The organism is Agromyces sp. P2_B3, from assembly GCF_056404815.1.
In genome coordinates this window covers 92061-111199 of record NZ_JBFUDH010000001.1, presented here as the reverse complement: position 1 = coordinate 111199, position 19139 = coordinate 92061, and the positions used below count along the sequence as shown (strand labels likewise).

At 71.3% G+C, this 19139-nt stretch carries 20 protein-coding genes; 13 read left to right on the top strand and 7 right to left on the bottom strand.

The window, feature by feature from the left end; translation table 11 throughout:
* Nucleotides 1-134 precede the first annotated feature (134 nt).
* Together AC1DZA_RS00530 and AC1DZA_RS00525 are read right to left on the bottom strand one after the other, a co-directional pair.
* Entirely contained in the window at nucleotides 135-2468 is a 2334-nt protein-coding gene (locus AC1DZA_RS00530; protein ID WP_476771269.1) for an esterase-like activity of phytase family protein, read from the bottom strand.
* A 115-nt stretch (nucleotides 2469-2583) separates the two neighbouring features.
* The gene (locus AC1DZA_RS00525; RefSeq protein WP_476771268.1) at nucleotides 2584-3234 is read right to left on the bottom strand and encodes a TetR/AcrR family transcriptional regulator; all 651 of its coding nucleotides are present in this window, start codon (nucleotides 3232-3234) and stop codon (nucleotides 2584-2586) included.
* Between the two features lie 101 nt (nucleotides 3235-3335).
* Between AC1DZA_RS00525 and AC1DZA_RS00520 the strand changes: the two genes are divergently transcribed.
* Nucleotides 3336-4865, top strand: a complete 1530-nt coding sequence (locus AC1DZA_RS00520) for an MFS transporter (RefSeq protein ID WP_476771267.1) — start codon at nucleotides 3336-3338, stop codon at nucleotides 4863-4865.
* A gap of 3 nt (nucleotides 4866-4868) precedes the next feature.
* Here the strand turns inward: AC1DZA_RS00520 and yczR are convergent, their stop codons facing one another.
* Nucleotides 4869-6311 (bottom strand): MocR-like transcription factor YczR, encoded by a 1443-nt coding sequence (yczR, locus tag AC1DZA_RS00515; RefSeq protein WP_476771266.1) that lies wholly within the window; start codon nucleotides 6309-6311, stop codon nucleotides 4869-4871.
* Nucleotides 6312-6372: 61 nt separating this feature from the next.
* Here yczR and yczE point away from each other — a divergent pair, with 61 nt between their 5' ends.
* Entirely contained in the window at nucleotides 6373-7047 is a 675-nt protein-coding gene (gene yczE / locus AC1DZA_RS00510; protein ID WP_476771265.1) for a membrane protein YczE, read from the top strand.
* 51 nt (nucleotides 7048-7098) lie between these two features.
* Here the strand turns inward: yczE and AC1DZA_RS00505 are convergent, their stop codons facing one another.
* Nucleotides 7099-7857 carry a MerR family transcriptional regulator gene (locus tag AC1DZA_RS00505; protein ID WP_476771264.1) on the bottom strand — a complete coding sequence of 253 codons (759 nt, stop codon included), beginning with the start codon at nucleotides 7855-7857 and terminating at the stop codon, nucleotides 7099-7101.
* Nucleotides 7858-8068: 211 nt separating this feature from the next.
* Between AC1DZA_RS00505 and AC1DZA_RS00500 the strand changes: the two genes are divergently transcribed.
* From AC1DZA_RS00500 to AC1DZA_RS00470, 7 genes are all read left to right on the top strand, one after another.
* Nucleotides 8069-8941 carry a DUF4097 family beta strand repeat-containing protein gene (locus AC1DZA_RS00500; RefSeq protein WP_476761832.1) on the top strand — a complete coding sequence of 291 codons (873 nt, stop codon included), beginning with the start codon at nucleotides 8069-8071 and terminating at the stop codon, nucleotides 8939-8941.
* Complete coding sequence (locus tag AC1DZA_RS00495) at nucleotides 8938-9600, top strand: PadR family transcriptional regulator (RefSeq protein ID WP_476761831.1); 663 nt, start codon at nucleotides 8938-8940, stop codon at nucleotides 9598-9600. The genes AC1DZA_RS00500 and AC1DZA_RS00495 overlap by 4 nt, the downstream gene beginning before the upstream one ends.
* Nucleotides 9601-9666: 66 nt before the next feature.
* Entirely contained in the window at nucleotides 9667-10179 is a 513-nt protein-coding gene (locus AC1DZA_RS00490) for a GNAT family N-acetyltransferase (protein WP_476771263.1), read from the top strand.
* Nucleotides 10180-10188: 9 nt separating this feature from the next.
* Entirely contained in the window at nucleotides 10189-10608 is a 420-nt protein-coding gene (locus AC1DZA_RS00485; protein ID WP_476771262.1) for a fluoride efflux transporter FluC, read from the top strand.
* Nucleotides 10605-10988, top strand: a complete 384-nt coding sequence (crcB, locus tag AC1DZA_RS00480; protein WP_476761829.1) for a fluoride efflux transporter CrcB — start codon at nucleotides 10605-10607, stop codon at nucleotides 10986-10988. Before AC1DZA_RS00485 ends, crcB begins: the two co-directional genes overlap by 4 nt.
* A 53-nt stretch (nucleotides 10989-11041) precedes the next feature.
* Nucleotides 11042-13168, top strand: a complete 2127-nt coding sequence (locus tag AC1DZA_RS00475) for an APC family permease (RefSeq protein WP_476771261.1) — start codon at nucleotides 11042-11044, stop codon at nucleotides 13166-13168.
* Between the two features lie 10 nt (nucleotides 13169-13178).
* Nucleotides 13179-13613 carry a DUF1801 domain-containing protein gene (locus tag AC1DZA_RS00470; RefSeq protein WP_476771260.1) on the top strand — a complete coding sequence of 145 codons (435 nt, stop codon included), beginning with the start codon at nucleotides 13179-13181 and terminating at the stop codon, nucleotides 13611-13613.
* Nucleotides 13614-13632: 19 nt separating this feature from the next.
* Here AC1DZA_RS00470 and AC1DZA_RS00465 read toward each other — a convergent pair whose 3' ends face one another.
* Complete coding sequence (locus AC1DZA_RS00465; protein WP_476771259.1) at nucleotides 13633-14805, bottom strand: NAD(P)-binding domain-containing protein; 1173 nt, start codon at nucleotides 14803-14805, stop codon at nucleotides 13633-13635.
* Nucleotides 14806-15003: 198 nt separating this feature from the next.
* Between AC1DZA_RS00465 and AC1DZA_RS00460 the strand changes: the two genes are divergently transcribed.
* On the top strand, nucleotides 15004-15210 hold the full coding sequence (locus tag AC1DZA_RS00460) for a DUF3073 domain-containing protein (protein WP_159601863.1): 207 nt from the start codon (nucleotides 15004-15006) through the stop codon (nucleotides 15208-15210).
* 48 nt (nucleotides 15211-15258) lie between these two features.
* On the opposite strand, the gene AC1DZA_RS00455 is transcribed toward AC1DZA_RS00460, so the two are convergent.
* Both AC1DZA_RS00455 and purM read right to left on the bottom strand, forming a co-directional pair.
* Entirely contained in the window at nucleotides 15259-16023 is a 765-nt protein-coding gene (locus AC1DZA_RS00455; protein ID WP_476771258.1) for an LLM class flavin-dependent oxidoreductase, read from the bottom strand.
* 4 nt (nucleotides 16024-16027) lie between these two features.
* Nucleotides 16028-17134: a phosphoribosylformylglycinamidine cyclo-ligase gene (purM, locus tag AC1DZA_RS00450; protein WP_476771257.1), complete on the bottom strand. Its 1107-nt coding sequence runs from the start codon at nucleotides 17132-17134 to the stop codon at nucleotides 16028-16030.
* Nucleotides 17135-17203: 69 nt separating this feature from the next.
* Here purM and AC1DZA_RS00445 point away from each other — a divergent pair, with 69 nt between their 5' ends.
* The 3 genes from AC1DZA_RS00445 to AC1DZA_RS00435 all read left to right on the top strand — a co-directional run bounded on the left by AC1DZA_RS00445 (nucleotide 17204) and on the right by AC1DZA_RS00435 (nucleotide 19092).
* On the top strand, nucleotides 17204-17815 hold the full coding sequence (locus AC1DZA_RS00445) for a zinc-binding alcohol dehydrogenase (RefSeq protein WP_476771256.1): 612 nt from the start codon (nucleotides 17204-17206) through the stop codon (nucleotides 17813-17815).
* 73 nt (nucleotides 17816-17888) lie between these two features.
* A complete protein-coding gene (locus AC1DZA_RS00440; RefSeq protein ID WP_476771255.1) occupies nucleotides 17889-18323 on the top strand; it encodes a hotdog fold thioesterase in 435 nt (144 codons plus the stop codon).
* A 37-nt stretch (nucleotides 18324-18360) separates the two neighbouring features.
* Nucleotides 18361-19092: a glutamine amidotransferase gene (locus tag AC1DZA_RS00435; protein WP_476771254.1), complete on the top strand. Its 732-nt coding sequence runs from the start codon at nucleotides 18361-18363 to the stop codon at nucleotides 19090-19092.
* Nucleotides 19093-19139 lie beyond the last annotated feature (47 nt).

Genomic DNA, 19139 nt, shown 5'->3' with positions numbered 1-19139 from the left:
GGCCCCTCAGCGCCGATCCCCCCGAGAGCCTGTGCCGCCACCCGATGCGGCGCAGTGGGCCACGGTGTTCGATCCCGTGGTCCGGGGGCGGCGGTCGAAATACCCAGGGGGGCGACCGCCGCCCCGCAACCCTGCTACCGCGAGGTGAAGACGTCGGATGCCGCACCGAGACGGAGGAACACCGTCTCGCCCGTGGCATCCTTCAGCCCGTCGTTGTCGGTGACGGCGTAGACCTGGCCGTCGCCGCCGATGGCGAGCCCCTCGAGCTTCTCCTGCGTCCATCCGTTCCCGGCCCGCAGCGCCGGCAGCACGTCGACCGCGAGCCCCTTGTCGAGCACGGGCAGTTCGCCCGGCGCGCCGAGGCCCGTGATGCCCGCGGCGTCACCGAGCTCGACGGTGTACACGCGCTTCACCGCGGCCACCGGGCCGTTGAGCTTGTCACGCTCGATGACCGCGAGCGTGTCGGCGTCGACCGCCGTGATCTCGGAGAGCCCCATCCAGTCGCCGGGTGCCGTCGTGCCCTCGAGCCGGTAGCCGAACCAGGTCCACGCACCGGTCGCCACGTCGTAGCGGCCGATGCGGGTCACGCCGTCGCCGTCGATGGGGCCGGATGCCGCAGCCGGGTCGGTCCACAGCGGTCGCTGCAGCGCGACGAAGACGCGCTCGGCGCCCGTGGCATCCGTCGACGCCGTGACCCCCTCGAGGCCCCACTTGCCGATGTGCGCCGTGATCTCGGCCGGCAGGGCGATGGTCTGCTGCACCGCGCCCGCGGGATCCGTGCGCACGAGCGCGTTGCCGGCGCCGTCGGCGCCCTCGGCCGCGAGCCAGAAGCCGCCCTGCGGGCGGGCGAACAGCCCTTCGATGTCGAGGTTCGCCGGCACACCCGCGTTCGTCACCGCGAAGGAGCGGGTGATGCGGGCGGGGGCGCCGGTCACGTCGACCGAGTAGATCGTGCTCGGCTTCACGGCGGAGTCGCTCGCGGCGAAGAGCGAACCGGTGTCGGCGGGGTCCGCCGAGAGGGCGCCGAGGGCCTGCCAGCCGATGGCCTTGCCGTCGACCGAGTCCGAGACGATGCCGGTCTGGTCGTCGACGCCGGGCCCGAACTCATAGACGTTCACGCTGGCGCGCACGCCGACGGACGCGTCGTCGACCTCGCTCGAGACGACGAGAAGGTCACGGCCGGGGATCGGCAGCACGCCCTCGGGACCGTTGGTCGCGAAGAGCGTCTGCACGAACTCGGGCTCCCTCGGGTCCGTCAGGTCGTAGACGGCGATGAAGTTCGAGCGCTCGCTCGCCACGAAGGCGTACCTCGTGCCGTCGAACTCGGCGATGGCGAGCCCCTCGGGCTCTGGGCCCTTCTTCGCCGCGCGGTCGTCGTTGTAGACGCCATGGGAGATGGCGAGCTGCTCGAAGGTGTTGCCGGCGTCCCACACGGGGGCGCCCGTGACCACGTCGAAGATCGACCAGCCGCGCGTGCCGCCCACGAGGTCGCCCTCGTTCGCGACGGCGACGTGGCGCCGGTCGACCCAGGCGATCGCGTCGGGCTCGCGGGGCACGTCGACGAGCGAGCCGCTCGCGTCGATGACCTTGTCCTTCTTCGTGTCGAAGCCGTCGGCGGTGACCGTTCCGGCCGAGAACGCCCGCACGAGCAGGCCGGTGCGCGGCTCGACGATGGCGATGCCGTTGTTCTCCTGGAGCGTCACGGCGAGCAGGCCGTCGGGCGAGAACGCGACGTACTCGGGCTCGGGGTCGCCGGGCGCGGTGATGCCGGCGTGCTGCAGGATGCCGGTGGCGAGCTTCGAGCCGAACGAGACTGGCTTGGCCTTCCAGTTCGCCGGCTTCGCGCCGGTGAGCTTCACGACCTGCACGAAGCCGCCCGGAGCCTGGGGCAGGCCGCCCTCGACGCCGCCCACCTCGAGGTCCTCGTCCCGCTGGTTCTCGATCGCGATGGCCGCGTACTTCTGGTCGGGCGAGATCGCGATCGAGTCGGGCTGCCCGCCGAGGTCGATGCTCGCGACCCGCTGCCGGTCGGAGAGCCGCAGCACGTCGAGGCGGCCCTTGGGCGCGGTGAAGTCGCCGCCGGTCTCGTCGATCACGACGAGGACGTACTGGCCCACGATCGACACCGAGGTCGGCTGGTCGTCGGCGTGCCCGAGCTCGGCGAGCGACACCGTGCCGAGGCCGACCGGCGCGGCGGGATCGGTGAGGTCGAGGAATCCGATGCGCTTGCCGAGTGCATCGGTCGAGACGACGGTGCGGCCGTCCTTCGACACCGCCGAGATCTCCGCGACGGTCGGCGCGGCCGGGTCGACCCCGGCGGGCACGTTCTGGAAGACGGGGTAGGTGGCGGTGCGGTGGAAGCTCGAGGCCTCGTCGGCCGCGAGGGCCGGCATCGCGCCCACGACACCGAGGGCGACGACGGATGCCGCGGCCACGGCCGTGCAGCGCGCGAGTGTTGCTCGCTTCATGCGGGTGTGCTCCTGTCGGGGGAAGGGATGATTCCCCGCAACAGTGCTCCGGATGGGCGACGTCCCGGTGACCGGAGGGTGAACGGCCGGATGCGATCGGCCGCCGCTGGTCGACCTAGATTGTGCGCGCCTCGGGCGAGATCCCGGCGGCCGGCAGGATGACGTGGTCGATGAGCGACGTCAGGTACTCGGCGTCGAGCGGCTGCTGCTCGACGAGCATGCGGAACGCCGCCATGCCCGAGGCCACCCTCGCCAGCAGCTCGATGTCGCGGTCTGCGGAGATCTCGCCCCGGTCGACGGCCCGCCGCAGGAAGAGCCGATTCACCGCCAGCCTGGGCTCGAGGATCGCCTCGTGCACGGCGGTGGCGAGTTCGGGCGACGTGGAGATCAGGCCGAACAGCCCGCCCATGATGCGCAGCTTGCGCTCGCCCTCCTCGATGGAGCGCGGGCGGATCATCGCGACGAGATCGCCCCGCAGCGTGCCCGTGTCGGGCAACCGCTCGGGATCGAGGTCGGCGGCCTTCATGCACGCGACGGCGTCGAGCACGAGGTCGGCCTTCGAGGGCCATCGGCGATAGATGGTGGCCTTGCCGGCCTTCGCCCGGGCGGCGACCATGTCGATCGTCATGCCGTCGAACCCGGACTCGGCGAGCACGTCGATGGCCGCGTCGAGGATCTCGGGGTCGCGGGTGTGGTCGCGCTTGCGGCCGAGCCGGGGAGCGGGCGCGTCGGACTCGAGCTGGGCGGTGGAGTCGGACTGCGCCATTGCGGTCTTCTCCCCTTCTCGCGTGGCGGTCGTGTTGCTGCCATGTTACTTCAGGAACTGTTCATATCCGAAACCGCCCAGTCTCGTATAGAGTGGCGCCCATGACCTCCGCTCCGACCACGACTCCCACGCCCGTCGCGGCGTCCTCCCGCCGTTGGTGGACCCTCGCGACCGTCGCGCTGGCCCAGCTCATGGTGGTGCTCGACGCCACCGTGGTGAACATCGCACTTCCGGCCGCACAGGCCGACCTCGGCTTCTCCGACGGCGACCGCCAGTGGGTCGTCACGGCCTACTCGCTCGCCTTCGGCAGCCTGCTGCTGCTCGGCGGCCGGCTCTCCGACCTCTGGGGCCGCAAGCGCACCTTCATCATCGGCCTCATCGGCTTCGCGCTCGCCTCGGCCCTCGCGGGCGCCGCACCGACCTTCGGCGTGCTCGTCACCGGCCGCGCGCTGCAGGGCGCCTTCGCCGCGCTCCTCGCGCCCACGGCCCTGGCGGTGCTCACGACGACGTTCACGATCCCCAAGGAACGCGCCCGGGCGTTCGGCGTCTTCGGCGCGATCGCGGGAGCGGGCGGCGCCATCGGCCTGCTCCTCGGCGGCTTCCTCACCGAGCAGTTCAACTGGCGCTGGAACCTCTACATCAACGTGTTCATCGCGGCCGTCGCGATCGTCGGCGCCGCCCTGTTCGTGCGCCACGTGGCACGCACCGGCCCGCGTCCGAAGCTCGACCTGCCCGGCACGATCCTCATCTCGGGCGCGCTGTTCCTCCTCGTCTACGGGTTCTCGAACGCCGAGACCGAGGGCTGGGACTCGCCGATGACGTGGGGCATGCTCGCGGCATCCGCAGTGCTGCTCGTGGCGTTCGTGCTCTGGCAGCGCCGGGCGACCCACCCGCTGCTCCCGCTGCAGATCGTGCTCGACCGCAACCGAGGCGCCGCCTACCTGTCGGTCTTCATCGCGGGCGCCGGCATGTTCGGCATCTTCCTCTTCGTCACGTACTACCTGCAGACGTCGCTCGGCTACTCGCCGATCCAGACGGGGCTGGCGTTCCTGCCGATGATCCTGATGCTCGTGCTCGCCGCGCAGCTGTCGACCAACCTCTTCGTGCCCAGGTTCGGCCCGAAGGTCATGGTGCCGATCGGCATGGTCATCGCCGCGACCGGCATGGTCATCCTCACCCACCTCGACGCGCAGAGCACCTACGTCGCCGACGTGCTCGCGCCGCTCATGATCCTCGGCTTCGGCATGGGCTCGATCATGCCCGCGTCCATGCAGACGGCCACGTTCGGCGTCGAGCGGTCGTTCGCGGGCGTCGCGTCGGCCATGGTGAACACCAGCCAGCAGGTGGGCGGATCCATCGGCACCGCGTTGCTGAACACCCTTGCGGCGACCGCGGCCACCGACTACATCGCGTCGCACACGCCGCCGACCGAGGCCGTGCTGTCGGATGCCGCGATCCACAGCTACGCGGTCGCGTACTGGTGGGGCGCCGGCCTGTTCGCGGTGGGCGCGGTGATCGCGGCGCTCCTGTTCCGACGTCGCACGGACGGCCCCTCCATCGCGGCGCCCCGCGGCGAGCGCACCGAGACCGCGCCGGCCGACGACGAGCCGGTCATCGCGACGGGCGTCTGACCCTCAGACCACCGAGGCCAGCAGCTCGGGTTCGGGCTCGGTCACGGGGGTGCGGGCGAGCGACCGCCAGGCGCGCGCGAGCGCCAGCACCGCGGCATCCGTCGTCTCGGGGCTGTAGCAGATGGGCAGCCGGAGGAACCGCTCGAACGCCCCGTCGACCCCGAACCTCGGGCCGGCGGCCACGATGAGTCCCTCGCGGCGGGCGCCGAGCGCGAGCTGCGAGCTCACCGGCGCACCGAGGCCGGCCCAGGTGACGATGCCGCCGGTGACGCGCGGCACGTCCCACTCGGGCAGGTGCCGGGCGACGAGGTGCTCGAGGCGGTCCCGGCCGGCGCGGAGCTGTTCGCGCCGCAGCTCGAGGATCTCGTCCATGCGGCCGAGCAGCCGGGTGACGATGAGCTGCTCGAGGATGGGCGTGCCGAGGTCGCCCGGCGAGCGCACGGCGAGCAGCCGGCGGATCAGCGGCCGCTCGGCACGGATCCAGCCCACGCGGATGCCGCCCCACGCGGTCTTGCCGACCGAGCCGATCAGCACGGCCGGCCCATCGGCCGCCATGGGCGGGAAGTGGCCCGGTCGGTCGATGGACAGCTCGGCGGTGGTCTCGTCGGCGATGACGACGGTGCCCTGCCGTGCGGCCGCGTCGAGCACGTGGGCGCGGGTCTCGCGGCTCATGGTGCGCCCGGTGGGGTTCTGGAAGTCGGGGATGAGGTACGCCGCGACCGGATTCGAGTGCCGGATCGCCTGCACCAGGCCGGCGGCCTGCTCGCGGTCGTCGTCGCCCTCGGTGCCGGCCGGCACGACGGGCACGGTCACGAGTCGAGCGCCGGCCGCGCGCAACGCCTCGTAGGCATGCGGGTAGATCGGCACCTCGGTGAGGGCGCGGTCGCCACGACCCACGAGCGCCCGGGCGAGCAGGCCGATGGCGTGCTGCGCACCGATGGTGACCATGATCTGGTCGGGCGTGGTGGGCAGTCCGCGAACGGCATAGCGGTCGGCGATGGCCTGGCGCAGCGCCGGCGTGCCGATGGGATCGAAGCCCGAATCGGCGAGGTGCGCGGGAAGGTCGTCGACGGCCTGTCGAGCGACGTCCGCGAGCCAGGGCAGGGCGGGCGGCGCCGCCTTCGAGAAGTCGATGTACTCGCTCTCGAGCGGTGCGGGCAGGATCGCGGGCGCACCGGGCAGGCGCGCCACGCTGCCCGACCCGCGCACGCTGTGCAGCATGCCCTGCTCGCGCAGGTGCCGGTAGGCCGCGGTGACGGTCGTGCGGCTCAGGGAGAGCCGCTCCGCGAGGTCGCGCTCGGCCGGCAGCCGCGTGTCGACCCCGATGCGGCCGTCGACGATGAGCAGGCGGATGCGTTCGGCGAGCCCCTCGTACGCGCTGCCAGGTCCGCGCCAGTCGCCGAGGAGGAGTTCGAGCGAGCGCGCACTGAGCGACAGATCAGCCATCAGGCCACTTTAGGCCGATTGGCTCTTTGTGAACAGGCCAATCATGGAATTGGATTGCATCATGCTTCGCCGTCCGACCGACCCCGCGCCCGTGCTCGTCCGCCGCTTCGTGCAGCTCTTCCTCGGGCTGTTCCTCTACGGCATCGCCATCGCGCTCATCGTGCGCGGCGAGCTCGGCGTCGCCCCGTGGGACGTGCTGACGCAGGGCATCGCGAAGCAGACCGGGCTGAACTTCGGGCTCATCACCGTCATCACGAGCGGCATCGTCCTGCTCCTGTGGATCCCCATCCGCCAGAAGCCCGGCTTCGGCACGATCATGAACGCGCTGCTGGTCGGGCCGTTCGCCGACCTCGGCCTCTGGCTCATCCCGTCGGGCCTCGACCTCTGGGCGCGCATCCTCCTGCTCGGCGCGGGCATCGTCGTGCTCGCGATCGCGACCGGCCTCTACATCGGCGCGCACTTCGGCCCGGGCCCCCGCGACGGCCTGATGACCGGCCTGCACCGGGTCACCGGATGGCGCATCTGGATCGTCCGCACCAGCATCGAGGTCGTCGTGCTGGCCATCGGCTGGGCGCTCGGCGGCGACGTCGGCATCGGCACCGTGGCGTTCGCCGTCCTGATCGGACCGCTGTGCGGCTACGCGATCCCGCTGTTCGCCATCCGGCGTTCGGGGGCGACGCCCACGCAGGGCCGCCCCCTCGTCCGGCGTACTCGCGCGGCATCCGCCACCTCATGACCGGCGATCGCCCCCGAGGCGGGACACCTCGGGGGCGATGACGCCCGCCCGCTACAGGTTGCGGTCGGCGTAGACGGTCATCGCGTCCCGCACGAACTCGGCGCCGGCCTGGCCGCCGTAGTTCGCGCCGAAGCGCTCGTCGGCCACGTACATCTCGCCGAGCCCGACGAAGTACTCCTTCGTGGGTCCGGCTGCGCCGCCGCCGGGCGTGCCCGGGATGCCGCGCAGCCAGTCGAACTGGCGCTGTGCGAGCGCCTGCGCCTCGTCACCAGCGGGGTCGATGCCCCGCTCGTGGGCCGAGATCCAGTCGCTGGCGAGTTGGGCCACGCGCTGCTGCCACACCGCCTTCTCGTCGGCGCTCATTGAGCGCCACCACGCGTCGCTCCTCGCGTACGCGTCCTTGCCCCAGCGCTCCTCGACCTCCTCCTTGTACTGGGTGTGGTCGAAGCCGTCGAACATCTGCTCTGCCATGAGTCGTTCACCTCCTTCCAATGCTCCGATGGTGCGTTCGACCGACGCGATCTGCCGCGTCAGCCGGTCCTGCTCCTGCTGCAGCCACTCGAGATGGCTGCGCAGGGCGTGCGGGGCGCTCTCCTCTCGGTCGAGCACCTCGCCGATGGCGGGGAGGCCGAGGCCGAGCTCGCGCAGCAGCATGATGCGCTGCAGTCGCACGAGCGCCCCGTCGTCGTAGTAGCGGTAGCCGTTGCCGCCGATGCGGCTCGGCGGCAGCAGCCCGATGTCGTCGTAGTGGCGAAGCGTGCGGCTCGTGGTGCCGGCCAGCTTCGCGATCTCCTGGATGGACCAGTCCATCGCGATCCTCCCTTCCTTCTCGTCTTCCGTCGATGGATTCCACGCTAGAGGTTGACGCAGCGTCAAGGTCAAGCACGCGGCATCCGCCGCACTTGCAGTCGGCGGAAACGCGATATATCGTGTTGCAGGACAAGACGCGATATATCGCGATAGAGAACGCGCACGAGACGGATGCCGCGGCATCCCGATTCGGCGCAGAGGGAGAAGCACCATGGCCATCGAGAAGTGGGTCATCGCCCCCGGAGACTCCCGGGTCATCGACCTGGAACTCGTGCGCAAGCTCAAGGTGAGCCTCATCGGCGGCAAGGTCGACATCATCGCGCACGACGAGCCCGGCGCACGCATCGAGATCTCGAGCGTCACCGGCAAGGACCTGCTCGTGCAGATCGACGGCGACTCGCTCGAGATCGACCACCCGCAGCTGCGCTGGGACAACTTCATCGACGCCTTCAAGGGTTTCGTCGGCAGCGCCAAGGCGGAGGTGTCGATCCTCGCCCCGCGCCACGTCGCCATCAAGCTCGGCGTCGTGTCGGGTGACGCGCTGATCTCGGGCTTCGCGACCGACGCGAGGTTCAACACCGTGTCGGGCGACCTGGTGATCGACAACCACGAGGGCGACGTCGAGCTGTCCAGCGTCTCGGGCGAGGTCTCGGCCGGCAACCACACGGGCCGCATCACGGCGCACTCGGTCTCGGGCGACATCGTCGCGACGGGCGACATCGTGTCGTTCAACGCCGACACCGTGTCGGGCAACATGATCGTCGACGCCGAGGGCACGCCGCACCGCATCGACACCAACACGGTCTCGGGCGACCTCACCGTGCGCTTCGAGCCCGGCACCGGCGCTCGCTACCGCGTCAACACGGTCGGCGGCACGGTGCTGCTCGACGACTCCACCATCAAGGGGATGCTCGGCAAGGGCTTCGAGCGCACCGTCGGCGAGCTCGCCGGCCGCTGGCTCGAGCTCGGCGCGAACAGCGTGTCGGGCAACATCTCGATCATGCGCCGCGAGGCGTCGGCGAAGGCGGGCACGGCGGATGCCGCAGCCGGCACCGGCGCGGGCGACGCCGGGGCCTCGGCATGACTCCCCCCGTCTTCGCCCACGGCAACCTGCGCCTCTACCTGCTCGCCCTGCTCGACGAGCGGCCCCGGCACGGCTACGAGCTGATCCAGGCACTGTCGGATCGCTTCGGCGGCACCTACAGCCCGAGCGCCGGCACCATCTATCCCCGCCTCTCCAAGCTCGAGGAGGAGGGCCTCGTCACGAAGTCGACGGACGGCCGCAAGACCGTCTACGAGATCACGGATGCCGGTCGAGCCGAGCTCGAGGCACGCCGCCACGACCTCGACGCCATCGAGGACGACCTCACCGACTCGGTGCGCCGTCTCGCCGACGGCGTGCGCGCCGAGGTGAACGACGCGATGCGCACGCTGCGGGCCGAGCTGGCCAGCGCCGCCCGTGAGGCGAAGCGTGCCGCGTCGAGCGCGCCGGCCGGCAGCGGCACGGGAGCGGGCGGTGCGACCGGCGGCACGGGCGGCACGGGCTCGTCGGCCCCGCACGCCGACTCGAACCGCGCCGTGCACGAGGCCGACCTGGTGCTCAACGAGTTCCGCCAGCAGCTGCGCACCGACCTGCGCACCCGGGCGCACGGCGGCCGCGTGTCGTCCGAGGCCGTGACGCTCCTGCGCGCCCGCCTCGCCGAGGTGCGCGCCGACGTGCTGGCGACCCTCACCGACCACTGACCCCCGCCTGAGACCCCCGGCACCCGTCATCCGGCGGGTGTCGGGGGTCGGTGGTTGTCTGGGGGCATGACGGATGTCGCACTGCAGCCCTGGTCCGACGACGACCTCGACCTGCTGCGCCGGGCGAACACCCCCGAGCTCATGGACCAGATGGGCGGCGTCGAGACCGACGAGCAGGTCATCGAGCGTCACGAGCGATACCTACGGCTGTGGCGCGAGGGCGCGGGCTTCCAGTTCCGCATCATGATCCCCGGCCACCCCGAGGGCGTCGGCATCGTGGGCTACTGGCATCGCGACGAAGACGGCGAGCCGGTGCTCGAGGCCGGCTGGTCGGTCGAGGCCGAGTACCGCGGGCAGGGCATCGCCCCCGCGGCGGTGATCGCCATGCTCGAGGTCGCGCGCGCTCATGGCGACACGCTGCCGGTGCACGCCTTTCCGCGCGTCGACAATCCCGCCTCCAACGCGGTGTGCCGCAAGGCGGGCTTCACGCTGCTCGGTGAGAAGGACTTCGAGGTCACGCCGGGCCGCGTGCTGCACACGAACGACTGGGTCTTCGAGCCTGCCCCCGCCACGGCGTAGCCTCGAGGGGTGCTCGCCTACCTCGCCGTCGCCCTCGGCGGCCTCGTCGGCACGGGCCTGCGCCTCGCCTGCGACCTCGCGTTCCCGCACGCCGACGGCGAGTTCCCCATCGAGACCCTCGTCGTCAACCTCGTCGGAGCGTTCGCGCTCGGCTGGCTGGTCGGCGGGGTGTGGACCCGACCGGCCACGCCGTTCTGGCTCAAGGCGGGCCTGGGATCGGGCGTGCTCGGGTCGTTCACCACGCTGTCGGCGGTGATGGCCTCGCTCCTCCTGCTCACCGCCGGCGGCGACGCCGGGGTCGCGGTCGCCTACCTGCTGGCCTCGGTGATCGGCGGGCTCGGCCTCGCCGCGGCCGGCCTCCGCATCGGCTCGCTCATCGCCCACCGCCCCATGCCGACCGAGATCACCGATGCCGGGGAGACCCTGTGACCGCCGCGCTCGCGCCGCTCGTCGTGGTCTCCGTGCTCGTGGCGGGCGCCGTGGGCGCCGTGCTGCGCTACGCGCTGTCGCGGGCGCTGCCGGTGCGGCCCGGACACCTGCCCGGCGGCATCCTCATCGTGAACGTGGTCGGCTCGGGCGTCGCCGGTGCGCTGATCGGACTCGCGGAGCGCGCGGCCCTCGACGGCGACCTGCGCCTCGTGCTGGTCACGGGGTTCTGCGGCGGGCTCACGACGTTCAGCACGTGGACGGTCGAGACGGTCGAGCTCATCGACGGCGGCCGCTGGCGGGCCGCCATCCTCAACGTCGTGGTCACCCTCGCGCTCGGGCTCGCCGCAGCGGCGGGCATGTACGTCCTCGTCCTGACCTGACTCTCGAGCCGGCTGACTTGACTCTCGACCGGTCGGGTGTAGTGTCGTCCGCCGTGACGAATGAAGTCGGCGAGCCGCCGGCAGAACTGAAGTCGCCGAAGAACTGGATCATCGGCGACCCCCTCCCGACCGAGAAACTCGAGGGGCAGCTGCTCCCGAAGCACCTGGCGCTCCCGATCTTCGCGAGCGACCCGCTGTCCTCCGTGGCGTACGCCCCGCAGGAGCTGCTCATGATCCTCATGGTGGGCGGCCTCGCCTTCCTGAGCTTCGCGCCGTGGGTGGCCGTCGCGGTGGTGGTGCTCCTCGTCACGGTCGTGGCGTCGTACCGGCAGCTCATCCGGGCATACCCCTCGGGCGGCGGCGACTACGAGGTGGCGCACCGCAACCTCGGCGAGAAGGCCGGCCTGGTCGTGGCATCCGCCCTGCTCGTCGACTACGTGATGACCGTCGTCGTGTCCGTCGCGTCGGGCGTCGACAACATCATCTCCGCGATCCCCGAGCTCAACGGGTTCCGGGTCGAGCTGGCCGTGCTCTTCGTCATCCTGCTCGCCGCCGTGAACCTCCGCGGCGTCAGCGAGTCGTCGAAGGCGTTCGCCGTGCCCACCTACCTCTTCATCGGCAGCGTGTTCGTCATGGTCGTGGTCGGCCTCACCCGCACGCTGCTCGGCGATCCGCCCGTGGCCGAGTCGTCGATCTACGGCGTCGACCCCGAGTCGCTGACGCAGGCGGGCATCATCCTCCTGCTGCTGCGCTCCTTCGCGAGCGGATGCTCCGCCCTGACGGGCGTGGAGGCCATCTCGAACGGCGTGCCCGCGTTCCGCCGCCCCAAGGTCCGCAACGCGCAGCGCACCCTCGTGCTCATGGGCGGCATCGCGATCGTGCTCTTCGCCGGGCTCACGGCGCTCGCGCTCATCTCGAACGTGCACTACGCCGAGAATCCGTGCAACCTGATCGGCTGGACGGAGTGCGCCACCGAGCCGCAGAAGAGCCTCATCGCGCAGGTCGCGGGCGCCACCTTCGGCGACAACTCCGTCTTCTTCTACCTGATCCAGGCGACGACCGCGCTCGTGCTGCTCCTCGCGGCCAACACGGCGTTCAACGGGTTCCCGCTGCTCGGCTCGGTGCTCGCGCAGGACGGCTACGCGCCCAAGTCGCTCTCCACCCGCGGCGACCGTCTCATCTACTCGAACGGCGTCGTGATCCTCGCGCTCGCGGCCTCGTTCATCCTCGTGGTGTTCCAGGCGAACCTGACGGTGCTGATCCAGCTCTACATCATCGGCGTGTTCGTGTCGTTCACGCTCGGGCAGACCGGCATGGTGCGGCACTGGCTGCGCGAGCTCTCGCTGCGGCGGCACCCGTCGTCGAAGGCGAAGCAGCAGCGAACGGCGGCGGCGGCGGATGCCGATGCGAAGCCGCTCTCCCAGGGCGCCGTGATGCGCGCCCTCGTGATCAACGCCATCGGCGCGGGCATGACCGCAGTCGTGCTCATCGTCGTGACCATCACGAAGTTCACCCACGGCGCGTGGATCGTGTTCGTGATGATGCCCATCCTCTTCTTCCTCATGATGGGCGTGAACCGGTACTACCGCGACGTCGAGAAGGAGATCGAGGTCGACCCGACCACGACGTTCGGCGCGACGGGCGACCACGCGATCGTGCTCGTCGGCCGCATGCAGAAGCCCACCCTGAAGGCGCTCGACTACGCGATCGCGGCGCGCCACGACTCCCTCGAGGCCGTGCACGTGTCGATCGACGACGAGTCGACGAAGCGCCTGAAGAAGGACTGGGTGAAGCAGAACATCCACGTGAAGCTGCGCATCCTGTCGTCGCCGTACCGCGACCTCAGCCATCCGCTGATCCAGTACATCAAGAACCGGAGGGCCGAGCACGGCTCCGAGGTCGTGACCGTGTACATGCCGCAGTTCATCGTGGGCCACTGGTGGGAGAACATCCTGCACAACCACAAGGCCCGGCGCATCCGGCAGAAGCTGCTGCTGGTGCACGGCGTCACCGTGGCGCTCGTGCCGTGGCTGCTCGACTCCTCCGACCTCATCTACGGCCGCCGTTCGCGCCCGCTGCCCGGTCAGGACCGCCGCGGCGAGCCGGTACGCCCGCTGCCGCGCCGGCCGATCGCCGAAGCGCCGCATCCGACCACGACGGGATCCAAGCGCGGTCGCTAGGCTGCCGCCCATGGTGGTCGACGACGACGTGCGGGGGTTGATCGACTCGATCGAGCCGGCGGTGCGCCGGCGGGACGCCGAGACGCTCGTCGAGCTCATGTCACGCGTCACCGGCGAGCCGCCCCGCATCGCGTATCGGGGCATCATCGGCTTCGGCACGTACCACTACCACTACGAGAGCGGGCGGCAGGGCGATGCGGCCGCCGCGGCCTTCGCCCCGCGCAGGCCGTCGACGACGATCTACCTGCCCGACGGCGTCGCGGCCCACTCCGACGCGCTCGGGCGCCTCGGCCCGCACACCACGGGCGTCGGATGCCTCTACGTGAAGGACCTCGCGAAGATCGACCTCGACGTGCTGGAGCGGGTGGTGGCGGCGTCGTATGCGACGGTCACCGCCGGGACGTTCGGACAGCGGGCGCGCGACGGCGGGAGCTCGTCGGACTGAGCGCCGCGGCATCCGCTCGCTAGAGCATCGCCATGATCTGGCGGGCGATCATGCGGCCCGCCCGGTTGGCGCCGATGGTGGAGGCCTGCGGGCCGTACCCGGCGAGGAAGATGCGCGGGTCGTTCCACGAGGCGCCCTGGCCCACCGTGATGCCGCCGGCCTTCTCGCGCAGCTTGAGCGGCGACAGGTGCCGCAGGTCGGGCCGGAAGCCCGTGGCCCAGATGATCGCGTCGGCGCGCGCCATGCCGCCGTCGTCGCCGTCCCAGACCACGCGATCGGGTTCGATCCGATCGAACATGGGCCGCGCGACGAGCAGGCCCCGCTCGATCCCCGCCGCGATCCTGCGGCTCCTCGGCACGCCCGTGCCGCTGACGACCGAGGGAAGCGCGCGGCCCGACCTGGCGGCCTCGTCCTGCAGGGCGACCGCGGCCGAGGCGCCCTCGAGGTCGAGTTCCTGGCGATCGAGCCAGTCGATCGGGCGTCGGGAGACCCAGGTGAGCCCGGCGGCGACCTCCTCGAGCTCGAGCATGAAGCCGATCGCCGACGTGCCGCCCCCGACGACCACGACGTGCTGGCCGCGGAAGTCCGCCGCGTCGACGTAGTCGGAGGTGTGCAGGTGCCGGCCCGCGAAGTCGGCCATGCCGGGGTAGTAGGGCACGAAGGGAGAGCCCCAGGTGCCCGTGGCGTTCACGAGGAACTGCGTCGCGAGCTGGTGCTGCGGAGCCGACGGGGCAGGAGGCTCCTCGAACGTCTTGCGCCGGCGGCCGAAGAGGCCCTTGGCCTTGGCCTCCTCGACGGGCTGCGGGGTGAGGCCCTCGTACTGCACGAGCAGGTCGACGCCCTCGTTCGCGACGGTGCGCACGTTCATGGGGCGACGCACCCGCAGGTCGAAGTGCTGCTCGAACCGCCCGTAGTAGTCGGCGACGACCTCCTTCGCCGGAAGCGTGCGGTCGGCGGTGTCGAAGCTGACGCCGAGCTCGGCCATTCCGGGCAGGTCGTTGACGCGGTGCGCGGTGCCGAGGCGGAGCGACGACCAGCGGTGCTGCCACGCGCCGCCCGGTCCGGGGGCGCGGTCGAGCATGACGAAATCGTCGTCGGCGACGAGCTCGAACCGGCGCAGGTAGTAGGCGACGGAGAGCCCGGCCTGACCGGCTCCGATCACCACGACCTTCACGCGTTCAGGGCTCGTCATCACCCGACAATCTCAGCACGACTTGCTGGGCTCGCGCACAACGACGGTGCGGCGGGCAGGGCGGTTGCATACTCGCTGTGGAAGGCTCCGACCGGCCCCGATTCGCGGTGCTAAACTGGCAGCCGGACGAATTTCTTCTATCAGAGCGCGCCGGGTGAAGACCATCCCACCCGGCCAGATGTCGTAAGGGGGTCACGCATGGGGCGCGGCCGTCAGAAAGCCAAGCACACCAAGGTCGCTCGGGAGCTGAAGTACTTCAGTCCGAACACCGACTACACGGCGCTTGAGCGCGAACTCACGGGTTCGCAGCATGACGAATACAACGAAGAGGCGTCGAAGTGGTCGGAGTACGCTGCCGACGACGACGACACCTACGTCACTGGAGACGAGCAACAGCGCGCCTAGTCGCGACTGACGTTCAACGCTCGGCGCTGACGACGGGTCCGAGACCGCCTAAGCGAGCGTGCGCCAGCGCGCGGTCTCCTCGACGAACCGTTCGAGCTCGGCGAGCGAGTTGGTCGGCGTGATCGCCCGCAGCACGAGCTCGTCGACGACGTCGAACGCGGCGAGCCCCGCGGCATCCGTCACCGTCGCGTCGGCCGCGGCGATGCCGAGGCGTTCGAAGTTCGCGGCGTACGACGGCACCGACTCGTAGCGGGTGATCTCTTGCTCGAGCGCGGGCCGCGCCTGCTGCTCGGCGATCGTGCGCACGTAGAGCACGACCCGCGGGCGGAGCGCCTCGGCGGCGCTCGCCGTAGCGCGGGCTTCCTCGGCCGCCGCCCGCGCCGCGTCCGGCGTGAGCCAGTTGAGCAGCACGCCGTCGGCCTGTTCGGCGGCCAGCCGGCGCATCCGCGGGCCGAGCGCACCCACGACGATCGACGCGGTCGTCGACGCACGCAACGTCTGGACGCCCTCGCTGACCAGGCGAACCGGATGCTCGGCCCGACCCGAGCCGATCCCCAGGGTCGTACGCGCCGCGGGGAGTTCACGCAGGTCGAGCGTGTCGGCGGGCCGACGGTCGAGGGGGATGACACCGGTCGCGAGGCGGAGCGTGTCGGTCACGGATGCAGCAGCGCGGAGCCCGTCGAGGGAGTCGCCGCCGGGCACGTCGTTGATCCAGAGCGCCGAGAAGCCGAGCCGCTCGACGCGCGGGGCCAGCTCGCGGACCACCTCGGCACTCGTCGTGCCGATGATCCCGATCGAGACGCCCGCGTGCATCGGCTCAGTCCCGGTAGCCGCCCACGAGGCGAACGGCGCCGCCGTCGACGCCCTTCGCGCCCTGCTCGAATCCGTCGAGGTCGCGATCGCCGATGGCCACGGTGCCCGCCTGCCACGAGGGCAGGCCGAGCGCGTCGAGCTCGTCGATCACGGCGGCCGCGTCCTCCGCGGCGACCACGGCGAAGAAGCCGATGCCGAGGTTCCAGGTGCCCTCGGTGGACTCGAGCGTCGTGCCCGCGAGGTCGTTGAGCACCCGGAAGACGGGGGCGGGCGACCAGGTCGACCGGTCGAGCTCCACCCACGAGCCGCGGGGCAGCACGCGGGCGAGGTTCGCCGCGATGCCGCCGCCCGTCACGTGCGACAGCGAGTGCACGGATGCCGCGAGCCGGTCGTGCTCGAGGAGGCGCACGAGCGGCCCGGCGTAGAGCCGCGTCGGCTCGAGGAGCGCCTCGCCCCACGTGGTGCCGAGCTCTGCGGCGGCATCCGTGTACGACAGCCCCGCGTTCGCGAGGATGTGCCGGACGAGGGAGAAGCCGTTGGAGTGCAGGCCGCTCGAGGCGATCGCGATCACCGCGTCGCCGTCGCGCACCCGCTCGGCGCCGAGCAGCCGGTCGGCCTCGACCACGCCGACCGCGGCGCCGGCCACGTCGTAGTCGTCGGCGCCCATGAGCCCGGGGTGCTCGGCGGTCTCGCCGCCGACGAGCGCGGTGCCCGTCTCGGCGCAGGCCTTCGCGATGCCCGTGACGATCGCGGCGATGCGCTCGGGCACGACCTTGCCGCAGGCGATGTAGTCGGTCATGAAGAGCGGCTTCGCCCCGACCACGACGATGTCGTCGACGACCATGCCCACGAGGTCCTGCCCGATGGTGTCGTGACGGTCGAGCGCCTGCGCGATCGCGATCTTCGTGCCGACGCCGTCGGTCGAGGTCGCGAGGAGCGGCCGGGCGTAGTCCTTCGCGAACGAGAGGTCGAAGAGACCGGCGAAACCGCCGACCCCGCCGAGCACGTTGGAGCCGTGCGTCGCGGCGACGGCCTCCTTCATGAGCTCGACGGCGAGATCGCCCGCCCGGGTGTCGACTCCGGCGGCGGCGTAGGACGAGTTCGAGGTCACCTGTCAAGCGTACCCGCGGCCCGCGCGCCGATCCGTGCCGCGGCGGGCAGCGCACCCTAAAATGGACGCATGCACGCGGGCGGAACTCCGTCGTGGGTGATTCGCGAGAACGCGAGTCGCTCGGTCCTCCTCGCCCTCTACCTGCGCGAAGTGCTCGCGATCGCGTCGCCGGTGGAGTTGCCGAGGCTCCGCGACGTCGGCGCCATCGGTGACCGGCTCGAGATCGACCAGCACGACCTGCTCGAGCGGCAGTGGCGGGCCTGGTGGGCGATGACGGTCGAGCCCGAGGCGCATCCGTCGGCGGTGCCGCTCGAACTCGTCGAGGCGTACGACACCGAGGTGGCGCTGCCCGTCTCCGAAGCGGAGATCCTGGCCGCGGCGATCGTGCCGCACGCCGAGGCCGCGCGGGCCTGGGCCGAGTGGGCGCATCAGGGCTACCGCACCGCCTCGGCCGCACGCCGCGGCGACTCCTACCGCGCCTACGCCGGCACGATCGCCGAGCACGAGCGCGAAGTGGGGCGCCGGGCGCACTCCTTCGAGCTCAACGTCGAGGTGGTGCCGTTCACGCAGCCGGGCGTCTGGTGGATCGGTGCGATGACCGTCGCGGTCACCGACTCGCTGCGATCGGATGCCTCGGCGTTCGACGACGCCATCCATCCGATCATCGCCGAGCTGGCCTGACGGCGCCGGTGCACGGGGCGCGCGGCATGGCCGGCGCGGACGTGTGGCCGGCGCGCATGCCAGACTCGATCGCATGAGCATCTGGTTCGGCGAGCCGTCCCTCGACTGGGCGAACTCGCGTCGCGACGGCACCCTCCTGAACGAGCTCGGCATCGAGATGACCGAACTCACCGACGGTTCGCTCAAGGGCCGGATGCCGGTCGACGGCCGCACGCGCCAGCCTGGCGGGGTACTGCACGGCGGGGCATCCGTCGCCTTCGCCGAGACCCTCGCGAGCTGGGGCTCCACGTTCACGGTCGACCCGGCCACGAGCTACTGCGTCGGCATGGAGATCAATGCGAACCACGTTCGCCCGGTCGCCGAGGGCTGGGTCTACGGCGAGGCCACGCCGATCACGCGCGGCCGCACGACCCAGGTATGGGACATCAGGATCACGGATGCCGCTGGCAAGCTGGTGTGCGTCTCGCGCTGCACGATGGCCGTGCTGCCCAAGCCGTCGGAGTACTGAGGCCCCGCGCCGCGGGCCTCGGGAATATCGTGGGCGTGTGAAGCCCTTCGTCCTCCTCGCGACGCGCGCCGAGGACCAGCCCGCCGACGAGGAGTACGCGCTGTTCCTCCGCCACTCGGGCCTCGACGAGCGCGACCTGATCCGGGTGCGGCTCGAGGCGGGGCCAATGCCCGACCTCGACCTGGACGGGCTCTCGGGCATCTTCGTCGGCGGCGGCCCGTTCAACGCGTCCGATCCTGCCGAGCGGAAGTCGACGGTGCAGCGACGGGTCGAGGCCGAGTTCGACGCGCTCCTCGACGAGGTCGTGGCCCGGGACTTCCCGTTCCTCGGCGCCTGCTACGGCGTCGGCACCCTCGGCGTGCACCAGGGCGCGCCGATCGACCGCACCTACGCCGAGCCGATCAGCGTCGTGCCGGTCACGCTGACCGACGCCGGGGCATCCGACCCGATCCTCGCCGGGATGCCGGCGACGTTCAACGCGTTCGTGGGGCACAAGGAGGCGATCCGCTCGCTGCCGGCCTCGGCGACCCTGCTCGGGTCGTCGCCGACCTGCCCGGTGCAGATGTTCCGGGTGGGGACGAACGTGTACGCGACGCAGTTCCACCCCGAGCTCGACGTCGAGGCGATCACCGTGCGCATCCACGCCTATGCGAACCACGGGTACTTCGCGGCGGACGAGCTCGAGCCGACGCTCGCCGCGGTGCGTCGTGCGGAGGTGTCGCATCCGAGCCGGATGCTGCGGGCCTTCGTCGAGCGTCACGCCCGGTAGCGGCATCCGCTCAGCTGAGCAGGAGGTGCCGTTCAGGCGGCTCACAC

Coding starts and splice junctions, on each gene's coding strand:
- AC1DZA_RS00530 (WP_476771269.1), bottom strand. CDS start 2,468: ATGAAGCGAGCAACACTCGCGCGCTGCACGGCCGTGGCCGCGGCATCC.
- AC1DZA_RS00525 (WP_476771268.1), bottom strand. CDS start 3,234: ATGGCGCAGTCCGACTCCACCGCCCAGCTCGAGTCCGACGCGCCCGCT.
- AC1DZA_RS00520 (WP_476771267.1), top strand. CDS start 3,336: ATGACCTCCGCTCCGACCACGACTCCCACGCCCGTCGCGGCGTCCTCC.
- yczR (WP_476771266.1), bottom strand. CDS start 6,311: ATGGCTGATCTGTCGCTCAGTGCGCGCTCGCTCGAACTCCTCCTCGGC.
- yczE (WP_476771265.1), top strand. CDS start 6,373: ATGCTTCGCCGTCCGACCGACCCCGCGCCCGTGCTCGTCCGCCGCTTC.
- AC1DZA_RS00505 (WP_476771264.1), bottom strand. CDS start 7,857: ATGGACTGGTCCATCCAGGAGATCGCGAAGCTGGCCGGCACCACGAGC.
- AC1DZA_RS00500 (WP_476761832.1), top strand. CDS start 8,069: ATGGCCATCGAGAAGTGGGTCATCGCCCCCGGAGACTCCCGGGTCATC.
- AC1DZA_RS00495 (WP_476761831.1), top strand. CDS start 8,938: ATGACTCCCCCCGTCTTCGCCCACGGCAACCTGCGCCTCTACCTGCTC.
- AC1DZA_RS00490 (WP_476771263.1), top strand. CDS start 9,667: ATGACGGATGTCGCACTGCAGCCCTGGTCCGACGACGACCTCGACCTG.
- AC1DZA_RS00470 (WP_476771260.1), top strand. CDS start 13,179: ATGGTGGTCGACGACGACGTGCGGGGGTTGATCGACTCGATCGAGCCG.
- AC1DZA_RS00465 (WP_476771259.1), bottom strand. CDS start 14,805: ATGACGAGCCCTGAACGCGTGAAGGTCGTGGTGATCGGAGCCGGTCAG.
- AC1DZA_RS00460 (WP_159601863.1), top strand. CDS start 15,004: ATGGGGCGCGGCCGTCAGAAAGCCAAGCACACCAAGGTCGCTCGGGAG.
- AC1DZA_RS00455 (WP_476771258.1), bottom strand. CDS start 16,023: ATGCACGCGGGCGTCTCGATCGGGATCATCGGCACGACGAGTGCCGAG.
- AC1DZA_RS00445 (WP_476771256.1), top strand. CDS start 17,204: ATGCACGCGGGCGGAACTCCGTCGTGGGTGATTCGCGAGAACGCGAGT.
- AC1DZA_RS00440 (WP_476771255.1), top strand. CDS start 17,889: ATGAGCATCTGGTTCGGCGAGCCGTCCCTCGACTGGGCGAACTCGCGT.